This window comes from Ectopseudomonas oleovorans, from assembly GCF_003052605.1.
Classification (GTDB): domain Bacteria; phylum Pseudomonadota; class Gammaproteobacteria; order Pseudomonadales; family Pseudomonadaceae; genus Aquipseudomonas; species Aquipseudomonas oleovorans_A.
Genome location: NZ_QASO01000025.1, coordinates 1 through 9,931, shown reverse-complemented (window position 1 = coordinate 9,931; position 9,931 = coordinate 1). Strand labels below are relative to the sequence as shown.

General features: G+C 60.5%; 11 protein-coding genes. All 11 read left to right on the top strand.

Features of this window, described 5'->3' with window-relative positions; genetic code table 11:
• Window positions 1–486 (top strand): group II intron maturase-specific domain-containing protein (locus DBO86_RS03950; protein ID WP_279630231.1); only part of this gene is annotated, 486 nt, incomplete at its 5' end.
• A 331-nt stretch (window positions 487–817) separates the two neighbouring features.
• A complete protein-coding gene (locus DBO86_RS03945) occupies window positions 818–2,155 on the top strand; it encodes a Na(+)-translocating NADH-quinone reductase subunit A (protein ID WP_108233027.1) in 1,338 nt (445 codons plus the stop codon).
• 3 nt (window positions 2,156–2,158) lie between these two features.
• Window positions 2,159–3,370 carry an NADH:ubiquinone reductase (Na(+)-transporting) subunit B gene (locus tag DBO86_RS03940; RefSeq protein ID WP_003245239.1) on the top strand — a complete coding sequence of 404 codons (1,212 nt, stop codon included), beginning with the start codon at window positions 2,159–2,161 and terminating at the stop codon, window positions 3,368–3,370.
• Complete coding sequence (locus tag DBO86_RS03935; protein WP_108233026.1) at window positions 3,363–4,151, top strand: Na(+)-translocating NADH-quinone reductase subunit C; 789 nt, start codon at window positions 3,363–3,365, stop codon at window positions 4,149–4,151. The genes DBO86_RS03940 and DBO86_RS03935 overlap by 8 nt, the downstream gene beginning before the upstream one ends.
• Entirely contained in the window at window positions 4,148–4,822 is a 675-nt protein-coding gene (locus DBO86_RS03930; RefSeq protein WP_208630360.1) for an NADH:ubiquinone reductase (Na(+)-transporting) subunit D, read from the top strand. Before DBO86_RS03935 ends, DBO86_RS03930 begins: the two co-directional genes overlap by 4 nt.
• The gene (gene nqrE, locus DBO86_RS03925; protein WP_003462036.1) at window positions 4,822–5,430 is read left to right on the top strand and encodes an NADH:ubiquinone reductase (Na(+)-transporting) subunit E; all 609 of its coding nucleotides are present in this window, start codon (window positions 4,822–4,824) and stop codon (window positions 5,428–5,430) included. The genes DBO86_RS03930 and nqrE overlap by 1 nt, the downstream gene beginning before the upstream one ends.
• 15 nt (window positions 5,431–5,445) lie before the next feature.
• Entirely contained in the window at window positions 5,446–6,669 is a 1,224-nt protein-coding gene (gene nqrF, locus DBO86_RS03920; RefSeq protein ID WP_108233024.1) for an NADH:ubiquinone reductase (Na(+)-transporting) subunit F, read from the top strand.
• A gap of 3 nt (window positions 6,670–6,672) precedes the next feature.
• Window positions 6,673–7,698, top strand: a complete 1,026-nt coding sequence (locus DBO86_RS03915; protein WP_244185508.1) for an FAD:protein FMN transferase — start codon at window positions 6,673–6,675, stop codon at window positions 7,696–7,698.
• Window positions 7,695–7,925, top strand: coding sequence for a (Na+)-NQR maturation NqrM (gene nqrM, locus DBO86_RS03910; RefSeq protein ID WP_003462033.1), 231 nt, complete (start codon window positions 7,695–7,697; stop codon window positions 7,923–7,925). Before DBO86_RS03915 ends, nqrM begins: the two co-directional genes overlap by 4 nt.
• A 96-nt stretch (window positions 7,926–8,021) precedes the next feature.
• Complete coding sequence (gene sthA, locus DBO86_RS03905) at window positions 8,022–9,416, top strand: Si-specific NAD(P)(+) transhydrogenase (RefSeq protein ID WP_003462032.1); 1,395 nt, start codon at window positions 8,022–8,024, stop codon at window positions 9,414–9,416.
• 420 nt (window positions 9,417–9,836) lie between these two features.
• On the top strand, window positions 9,837–9,931 hold a 95-nt coding region (locus tag DBO86_RS26445), incomplete at its 3' end, for a hypothetical protein (RefSeq protein ID WP_244185501.1).

Here is a 9,931-nt window from a genome sequence, read left to right as displayed (position 1 = left end):
GTGGCTGGGTCGTGGAAATGCGACTACCTGGGGTATGGGATGAGTTGGCACTCGCAGCCTAGACTGCGAGTGGCAACCATGAGCCTGCGCCGTGTGCGCGACCGTCTCAGGGAACTGCTGCGAGGGGTGCGGGGCCACAAGATGGCGAATGTCATCGAGCGGGTAAACCCGGTGCTGCGAGGCTGGGCAGGCTACTTCAAGCTCAGCCAGAGCAAGCGTCCACTGGAAGAGCTGGATGGCTGGGTCAGGCACAAACTTCGCTGTGTCATCTGGCGGCAATGGAAGCAGCCCTCTACGAGGGCGCGCAACCTGATGCGCCTGGGATTGAGCGAGGAGCGTGCCTGCAAGTCGGCCTTCAATGGCCGAGGCCCGTGGTGGAACTCAGGAGCGCCGCATATGAATCAGGCGCTGCCGAAGAAGCTATGGGACAGACTTGGACTGGTCTCGATACTGGATACGATCAATCGGCTTAACCGCATGGCCTGAACCGCCGTGTACGGAACCGTACGCACGGTGGTGTGGGAGGACGGCGGCCGTGAGGCCGCCTCCTACCCGATCCCGGAATCTGGCCTGGCGAGGTTGCCGAGTTGATCTCGGGCAGCATCGAGTGTGTTGCGCCCTGTTACCGAAAGGCCAAAAAAAGCAAGCGCTTGGGTGGTCAGTGCCGGGGGGGGTCTTTATAATCAAGCGGATTTTTTACCCAGGTTTGGCACCTTCCTCCACGCCCATATCGTATCGGTGTGGTCGGGTCTATTAGACCTTCGGTAGTGTCGCCTGTCCTATAAAAAGCTTTCTAAATCAGTGGTTAGGCAAACCTATGATCAAACTAAAGCATGGGCTCGATTTGCCCATAACGGGTGCGCCGGCACAGCGTATCGAGGCCGCCAGGCCCGTGCGCAGTGTCGCCGTCATCGGCTTCGACTATCACGGGATGAAGCCGACGATGGAAGTGCAGGTCGGTGACCGGGTCAAACTCGGTCAATTGCTGTTTACCGACAAGAAGACCCCCGGCGTGCGTTACACCGCCCCTGCGGCTGGCGTGATCAGCGCCATTCACCGTGGCGAGAAGCGTGTTCTGCAATCCGTGGTCATCGATATCGATGGCGACGAGCAGGAGACTTTCGCCCAGTACGCTGCCGATCAGCTCGAAGCGCTGAGCAGCGAGCAGGTTCGCGAAAACCTGCAGCAGTCCGGGCTTTGGACTGCCCTGCGTACGCGTCCGTTCAGCAAGGTGCCGGCGCTCGATGCCGTGCCCAGCTCGATCTTCGTCACCGCCATCGATACGCACCCACTCGCCGCTGATCCTGCAGTAGTCATCGTTGAACATGCCGCTGACTTCGAAAACGGCCTGAAGGTTCTCGGTAACCTGGCCAAGGTGTTCCTGTGCAAGGCCGACGGCGCCAACCTGCCTGGCGAGAAACTGGCCAAGGTGCAGAGCGAAGCCTTCGCCGGCCCGCACCCGGCAGGCCTGCCGGGCACGCACATCCACTTCCTCGATCCGGTCAGCACCAGCAAGAGTGTCTGGCAAATCGGTTATCAGGACGTGATCGCGGTGGGCAAACTGTTCACCACCGGTCAGCTGTTCGTCGAGCGTGTGGTTGCGCTGGGCGGTCCGGTCGTCGAGCAGCCGCGTCTGCTGCGCACGCGCCTGGGCGCCAACCTGGAAGAACTCACCGCCGGTGAGCTCAAGCCAGGTTTCAATCGTGTGATTTCCGGCTCGGTGTTCGGCGGTCGTACCGCGAAGGGCGCTTTCGCCTTCCTCGGTCGTTACCACAATCAGGTGTCCTGCCTGAGCGAGGGCAACGAGCGCGAGATGATGCATTACCTGCGTGCTGGCGTGAACAAGCACTCGGTCATGAATATCTTCGTCTCCAAGCTGGCCAGCGCCAAGCTGTTCAATTTCACCACCACCACCAATGGCAGCCCGCGCGCCATGGTGCCGGTGGGTAACTACGAAGCCGTGATGCCGCTGGATATCCTGCCGACTCAACTCTTGCGCTACCTGATCGTCGGTGACACCGAGATGGCCCAGAAACTGGGTTGCCTGGAACTCGACGAAGAAGACTTGGCGCTTTGCACCTATGTGTGCGCCGGCAAGTATGAATATGGCCCGATCCTGCGGGACAACCTCACCCGCATCGAGAAGGAGGGTTAATCCGTGGGCATTCGTGCATTCCTCGACAAGATCGAGCACAACTTCGAAAAGGGCGGCAAGTACGAGAAGTGGTATGCCCTCTACGAGGCCATCGACACCTTCTTCTATCGTCCTGGCAGCGTGACCAAGACCACCGCTCACGTGCGCGACGGCATCGACCTCAAGCGCATGATGATCACCGTGTGGCTGTGCACCTTCCCGGCGATGTTCTTCGGCATGTGGAACACCGGCTACCAGGCCAACCTGATCTTCGCTCAGAGCCCCGAGCTGCTGGCGAGCCAGGAAGGCTGGCGTTTCGCCCTGATCGGCTCGCTGGCCGGTTTCGACCCGAACAGCCTGTGGGACAACTTCATCCAGGGCGCGGCCTACTTCCTGCCGGTCTATGCGGTGACCTTCATCGTCGGTGGCTTCTGGGAAGTGCTGTTCGCTTCGATCCGCAAGCATGAGGTCAACGAAGGTTTCTTCGTCACCTCCGTGCTGTTCGCCCTGATCCTGCCGCCGAGCATTCCGCTGTGGCAGGTGGCGCTGGGCATCAGCTTCGGCGTGGTGATCGGCAAGGAAGTGTTCGGTGGTACCGGCAAGAACTTCCTCAACCCGGCACTGACCGGCCGTGCCTTCCTGTTCTTCGCCTACCCGGCGCAGATGTCGGGCGATGCGGTGTGGACTGCAGTGGACGGTTTCGCCGGCGCCACTTCGCTGAGCCTGGCCGCTTCCGGCGGCATCGAGAACGTGATCAACAACGGCATCACCTGGATGGACGCCTTCATCGGCACCATTCACGGTTCGCTCGGTGAGACCAGCACGCTGGCCATCGCCATCGGCGGCCTGGTTCTGCTGATCACCAAGATCGCCTCCTGGCGCATTGTCGCCGGCGTGATGCTGGGCATGATCGGCCTGAGCCTGCTGCTCAACCTGATCGGTTCCAACACCAACCCGATGTTCGCCATGCCCTGGTACTGGCATCTGGTAGTGGGCGGTTTCGCCTTCGGCATGTTCTTCATGGCCACCGACCCGGTGTCGGCCTCCATGACCAACACCGGCAAGTGGATCTTCGGCGCCCTGATCGGCGTGATGGTCGTGCTGATTCGTGTGGTCAACCCGGCCTTCCCCGAGGGCATGATGCTGGCGATTCTGTTCGCCAACCTGTTTGCACCGCTGATCGACCACTTCGTCGTTCAGGCCAATATCAAGCGGAGGCTGGCACGCAATGTCTAGTCAAAAAGAATCCACCGTCCGTACGCTGACGGTGGCCCTGCTGGTGTGTCTGGTGTGCTCGGTGTTCGTCGCCGGTGCTGCCATCGCACTGAAGCCGACCCAGGTTGAAAACCGTCTGCTGGACAAGCAGCGCAGCATCCTGGCCATTGCCGGCCTGGGTGAAGCGGGCATGTCCAGTGCCAAGGTCAAGGAAGTGTTCGACAGCACCATCACCGCCAAGCTGGTGGATCTGGAGAGTGGCAAGTTCTCCGATGCGTTCGACCCCATCACCTTCGACCCGCTCAAGGCCTCGAAGGATCCGAAGACCTCCACTGCGCTCAAGGGCAGCGAGGACATCGCCGGGATCAAGCGTCAGGAGCGCTACACCACCGTTTACATGGTGGAGAAGGATGGCGAAGTCGAAACCCTGATCCTGCCGGTGCGCGGTTACGGTCTGTGGTCGACCCTGCATGGCTTCATCGCGGTGAAAGGTGACCTCAATACCGTGGTCGGCATGGGCTTCTACCAGCACGGCGAGACCCCGGGTCTCGGCGGCGAAGTGGATAATCCGAAATGGAAAGGCCAGTGGCCCGGCAAGACCCTGTTCGACGATAACGGCAAGCTGGCCGTACAGATCGTCAAGGGCGGTGTCGACCCGCAGAGCCCGCGAGCCACTCACCAGGTCGATGGCCTGGCGGGCGCCACCCTGACCAGCGTCGGTGTGGACAACCTGCTGAAGTTCTGGCTCGGCCAGAACGGCTTCGGTCCGTTTATCGCTAACCTGCGTGCAGGGGAGGCTTGATCATGTCGCAGCCGACTATTAAAGAAGTCCTGCTCAACCCGATCTTCAACAACAACCCCATCGGTCTGCAGATCCTCGGGATCTGCTCGGCCCTGGCGGTCACCTCTAACCTGCAGACCGCGCTGGTGATGTCCGCCGCGCTGACGCTGGTGTGCGGTTTCTCCAACCTGTTCATTTCCATGATCCGCAGCCAGATTCCCAGCTCGATCCGCATGATCGTGCAGATGGTGATCATCGCATCCTTGGTAATCGTGGTGGACCAGGTGCTCAAGGCCTACGCCTTCAGCCTGTCCAAGCAGCTGTCGGTATTCGTCGGACTGATCATCACCAACTGCATCGTGATGGGGCGCGCCGAGGCGTTCGCCATGCAGAACCCGCCGGTACTGTCGTTCTTCGACGGCATCGGTAACGGCCTGGGCTACAGCGCCATGCTGGTTGCTCTGGGCATCATTCGTGAGCTGTTCGGCGCGGGCAAACTGATGGGCTACGAGATTTTCTCGGTGGTCAACGACGGCGGCTGGTACCAGCCCAACGGCATGCTGCTGCTGCCGCCATCGGCATTCTTCCTGATCGGTCTGTTCATCTGGGGCATCCGTAGCTGGAAGAAGGATCAGATCGAGAAGAACGCCTACAAGATGGCGCCTCAGGTATCCAGCAAGGAGGCCTATTAATGGAACATTACATCAGCCTGTTCGTCCGTGCGGTGTTCGTCGAGAACATGGCGCTGGCGTTCTTCCTCGGCATGTGTACCTTCATCGCCATCTCCAAGAAGGTGGAAACCGCCATCGGTCTCGGTATCGCCGTGGTCGTGGTGCTGGGTATCACCATGCCGGTGAACAACCTGATCTACACCAACATCCTCAAGGATGGCGCGCTGGCCTGGGCCGGCTTGCCTGAAGTGGACCTGTCGTTCCTCGGCCTGCTGACCTTCATCGGGGTGATCGCAGCGCTGGTACAGATACTCGAGATGACCCTCGATAAGTACGTGCCATCGCTCTACAACGCCCTGGGTGTGTTCCTGCCACTGATCACCGTGAACTGCGCCATCATGGGTGGTTCGCTGTTCATGGTCGAGCGTGATTACAACCTGGCCGAGAGCACCGTATACGGTGTCGGCGCCGGCGTGTCTTGGGCACTGGCCATCGCTGCACTGGCGGGCATCCGCGAGAAGCTCAAGTACAGCGATGTACCGGCTGGCCTGCAGGGTCTGGGCATCACCTTTATCACCATCGGTCTGATGTCGCTGGGCTTCATGTCCTTCTCCGGCGTGCAGCTGTAAGGAAAGGATGAACAGATGAATTACGAAATCTTCCTCGCCATCGGCATGTTCACCGCCATCGTGCTTGCGCTGGTGCTGGTCATCCTCGCGGCACGCGCCAAGCTGGTCTCCAGTGGTGACGTGAGCATCGAAATCAACGGCGAAAAAACCATCGTGGTGCCGGCCGGCGGCAAGCTGCTGCAAACCCTGGCCGACAATGGCATCTTCCTGTCCTCCGCGTGCGGCGGCGGCGGTACCTGCGCGCAGTGCAAGTGCATCGTCGAGAGCGGTGGCGGCGAGATGCTGTCCACCGAGGAGTCGCACTTCACCAAGCGCGAGGCTCGCGAGGGTTGGCGCCTGTCCTGTCAGACGCCAGTCAAGCAGGACATGAAGATCAAAGTCCCGGAAGAAGTGTTTGGCGTCAAGAAGTGGGAGTGCACGGTGGAGTCCAACCCCAACGTCGCTACCTTCATCAAGGAGCTGACGCTGAAGCTGCCGGAAGGCGAGAACGTCGACTTCCGCGCCGGTGGTTACGTGCAGCTGGAATGCCCGCCGCACACCGTGTACTACAAGGACTTCGACATTCAGGAGGAGTATCGCGGCGACTGGGACAAGTTCAACCTGTGGAAGTACGTGTCCAAGGTCGACGAGACCGTGATCCGTGCCTATTCCATGGCCAACTATCCGGAAGAGCGCGGTCTGGTGAAGTTCAACATCCGTATCGCCTCGCCGCCCCCCGGCAAGGACGATGTGCCGCCGGGCAAGATGTCGTCCTACGTGTTCAGCCTCAAGCCGGGCGACAAGATCACCGTGTACGGGCCCTTCGGTGAGTTCTTCGCCAAGGACACCGACGCCGAGATGGTCTTCATCGGTGGTGGTGCCGGCATGGCGCCGATGCGTTCGCACATCTTCGACCAGCTCAAGCGCCTGAAGTCCAAGCGCAAGATCAGCTTCTGGTACGGCGCGCGTTCCTTGCGCGAGTCGTTCTACAACGAAGAGTACGATCAGCTGGCCGCGGAAAATCCGAACTTCGAATGGCACCTGGCGCTGTCCGATCCGCAGCCGGAAGACAACTGGACCGGCCTCACCGGCTTCATCCACAACGTGCTGTACGAGAACTATCTGAAGGACCACCCGGCTCCGGAAGACTGCGAGTTCTACATGTGCGGCCCACCCATGATGAACGCCGCAGTGATCAAGATGCTGACCGACCTGGGGGTCGAGCCGGAGAACATCCTCCTCGACGACTTCGGCGGCTGACGCATGAGGTCTGCTGTACTCCAGCCCGTTATCGCTGTCGCCCTGGCGGCAGCCCTAACGGGCTGCTTGCATTCTGAACGGATCGAAGAGTTCGGTGGCCCGACCATGGGCAGCACCTATTCGATCAAATACGTCCGCAGCGAAGGCGTCGCGCCGCAAGCCGAACTCAAGGCCGCGACTGAGGCGATCCTCGCCGAAATCGATCTGCAGATGTCCACCTATCGCGATGATTCGCTGATCGAGCAGTTCAACCGTGCGCCAGCCGGTACCTGCCAGGCCATGCCCAGGGGCGTGCTGGAGCTGGTGCGTGCCGGCGATCGCCTGCACCAGGAGAGCCAGGGCTACTTCGACCTGACGCTGGAGCCCTTGCTCGACCTCTGGGGCTTCGGCCCCAAAGGGCAGGGCGAGGCGGTGCCGGATGCCGAGCGCCTGGCCGAGGCGCGCCAGCGGGTCGGTCAGCAGCACCTGAGGATCGAAGGCGAGCAGTTGTGCAAGGATGCCGATGTTCAGGTCGACTTCAACAGCATCGCGGCCGGTTATGCCGTCGATCTGATCGTGGCGCGCCTGGGCGAGTTGGGGGTCACCAGTTATCTGGTCGAGGCCACCGGTGAGCTCAAGGCGGCTGGCTTCAAGCCTGACGGCAGCCACTGGCGTATCGGCCTGGAAGCGCCGCGTGATGATCAGCGTATGGCTCAGCGCATCCTGCAGCTCGATGGTTACGGTATTTCCACCTCGGGTGACTATCGCAACTACTTCGAAGAGAACGGCCAACGCTACTCGCACACGCTCGATCCGCTGACGGGTAAGCCGGTCAACCACAAGTTGGCAGCCGTGACAGTGGCGGATCCATCGACCTTGCGCGCCGATGGCTTGTCTACCCTATTGATGGTGCTTGGTCCGGATGCCGGTATGGCCTTCGCCGAGCGCAACGCTATCGCGGCGTTTTTCGTGACGCGTGTGGGCGAGGGTTTCGTCACACAGGGCACGACCGCATTCGAGCAGCTATTCGCTGCAGGAGATGAGCAATGACGTTTCTGGTTGTATTTCTGGTTATGGTTCTGGTCGTCGGCATGATGGCTATCGGTGTGATCATGGGGCGCAAACCCATCGCCGGTTCCTGTGGCGGTATCGCCAATCTCGGTATCGAGAAGGAATGCTCGATTTGCGGCGGTAGCCGTGAAAAATGCGAGGAGGTCAATCGCGACCAGAGCGAAGCGCCGAACACCGACCTGGCTTACGACGCGAGCAAGCGTTAAGCCGGGTGGTAGCTTTGATAGCCGGTGGCTATTATCCGCTGCCGGCCCCGCCGAGGGTGCGCCACAAGCGCTCCGGCCTGATCTGAAGGAGTAAACATGGCGGTCTACAACTACGATGTCGTGGTGCTGGGCTCCGGCCCGGCGGGCGAGGGCGCGGCGATGAACGCGGCCAAGGCCGGGCGCAAGGTAGCCGTGGTGGACAACCGTCCGCTGGTCGGCGGCAACTGCACCCACCTGGGCACCATCCCGTCTAAGGCGCTGCGCCATTCGGTGCGGCAGATCATGCAGTTCAACACCAACCCGATGTTCCGCCAGATCGGCGAGCCACGCTGGTTCTCGTTCCCCGACGTGCTGAAAAGCGCCGAGAAGGTGATCGCCAAGCAAGTCACTTCGCGCACCGGCTACTACGCGCGCAACCGCATCGACACCTATTTCGGTACCGCCAGCTTCGCCGACGAGCAGACGATCGAAGTGGTCTGCCTCAATGGCGTAGTGGAAAAGCTGGTGGCCAAGCAGATCGTCATCGCCACCGGCTCGCGTCCCTATCGCCCGGCCGATGTCGATTTTCGTCACCCGCGTATCTACGATAGCGACACCATTCTCAGCCTGGGTCACACACCGCGTCGTCTGATCATCTACGGAGCGGGCGTGATCGGTTGCGAGTACGCCTCGATCTTCAGTGGCCTGGGTGTGCTGGTCGACCTGATCGACAACCGCGATCAACTGCTCAGCTTCCTCGACTCGGAAATCTCCGACGCGCTTTCCTACCACCTGCGCAACAACAACGTGCTGATTCGTCACAACGAAGAGTACGAGCGCATCGAGGGCGTGGAAAACGGCGTGGTTCTGCATCTGAAGTCGGGCAAGAAGATCAAGGCCGACGCCCTGCTGTGGTGTAACGGCCGGACCGGCAATACCGATCAGCTGGGCCTGGAAAACATCGGCATCGCGGTCAACAGCCGTGGTCAGATCCAGGTCGACGAGCATTACCGCACCGAGGTCAGCAACATCTACGCCGCCGGTGACGTGATCGGCTGGCCGAGTCTGGCCAGCGCCGCTGCCGACCAGGGGCGTTCGGCTGCCGGCAGCATCGTCGACAACGGCAGCTGGCGCTTCGTCGATGACGTGCCGACCGGTATTTACACCATTCCGGAGATCAGCTCGATCGGCAAGACCGAGCGTGAGCTGACTCAGGCCAAGGTGCCTTACGAGGTCGGCAAGGCCTTCTTCAAGGGTATGGCCCGTGCGCAGATCTCGGTGGAACCGGTGGGTATGCTGAAGATTCTCTTCCATCGTGAAACCCTGGAAGTGCTGGGTGTGCATTGCTTCGGCTATCAGGCCTCGGAGATCGTCCACATTGGCCAGGCGATCATGAACCAGAAGGGTGAAGCCAACAGCATCAAGTACTTCATCAACACCACCTTCAACTACCCGACCATGGCCGAGGCCTATCGGGTTGCCGCGTTCGACGGCCTCAACCGGCTTTTTTGAGCGGCTCCGGCCGGCGGCCTGAGCCGGTCGGGGAGACAGGCTGGATAGTGGTTTCCGAGTGGCGCTGGCCGAATCGGGAGAGCTTCTAGCGTCTCAGGCGGCAGCAACGAAAAAACCGGCGCTTGGGCCTAGCCGTTGGGGAAATCTGTTGAAAGATTCCCCGATGGCCTGCGGTTACGGGCCCTATAAGCAAAAATCCCCAGCCGAGATATTTTCTGCTGGGGACTTCTACTTTTTGGCTTTCAGATCATGACGTTAGCGATCTGCATCAACAGATTAAGCCAACGCCTTGCGCTTGGGCCGGTTTTTTCGTTCTCGGGCGTTGTGTTCGTAGCCCAATGAGATGGACTCCTCCCTCCTACGGCGTCATTGCGCCAGACTGAAGGTTGTAAAACAAGCAATCCCGGAGGGGGAGCCCGCATGAAACTTAAACGCATAGGCGTGGATTTGGCAAAGCAGGTTTTTCAAGTTCATGGTGTCGACAGCCATGAGCAGGTCAAATGCCGCAAGCAACT

What these genes read in the sequence shown, in the direction of transcription:
- DBO86_RS03945 (WP_108233027.1), top strand. Translation starts at nt 818, where the DNA reads ATGATCAAACTAAAGCATGGGCTCGATTTGCCCATAACGGGTGCGCCG.
- DBO86_RS03935 (WP_108233026.1), top strand. Translation starts at nt 3,363, where the DNA reads ATGTCTAGTCAAAAAGAATCCACCGTCCGTACGCTGACGGTGGCCCTG.
- nqrE (WP_003462036.1), top strand. Translation starts at nt 4,822, where the DNA reads ATGGAACATTACATCAGCCTGTTCGTCCGTGCGGTGTTCGTCGAGAAC.
- nqrF (WP_108233024.1), top strand. Translation starts at nt 5,446, where the DNA reads ATGAATTACGAAATCTTCCTCGCCATCGGCATGTTCACCGCCATCGTG.
- DBO86_RS03915 (WP_244185508.1), top strand. Translation starts at nt 6,673, where the DNA reads ATGAGGTCTGCTGTACTCCAGCCCGTTATCGCTGTCGCCCTGGCGGCA.
- nqrM (WP_003462033.1), top strand. Translation starts at nt 7,695, where the DNA reads ATGACGTTTCTGGTTGTATTTCTGGTTATGGTTCTGGTCGTCGGCATG.
- sthA (WP_003462032.1), top strand. Translation starts at nt 8,022, where the DNA reads ATGGCGGTCTACAACTACGATGTCGTGGTGCTGGGCTCCGGCCCGGCG.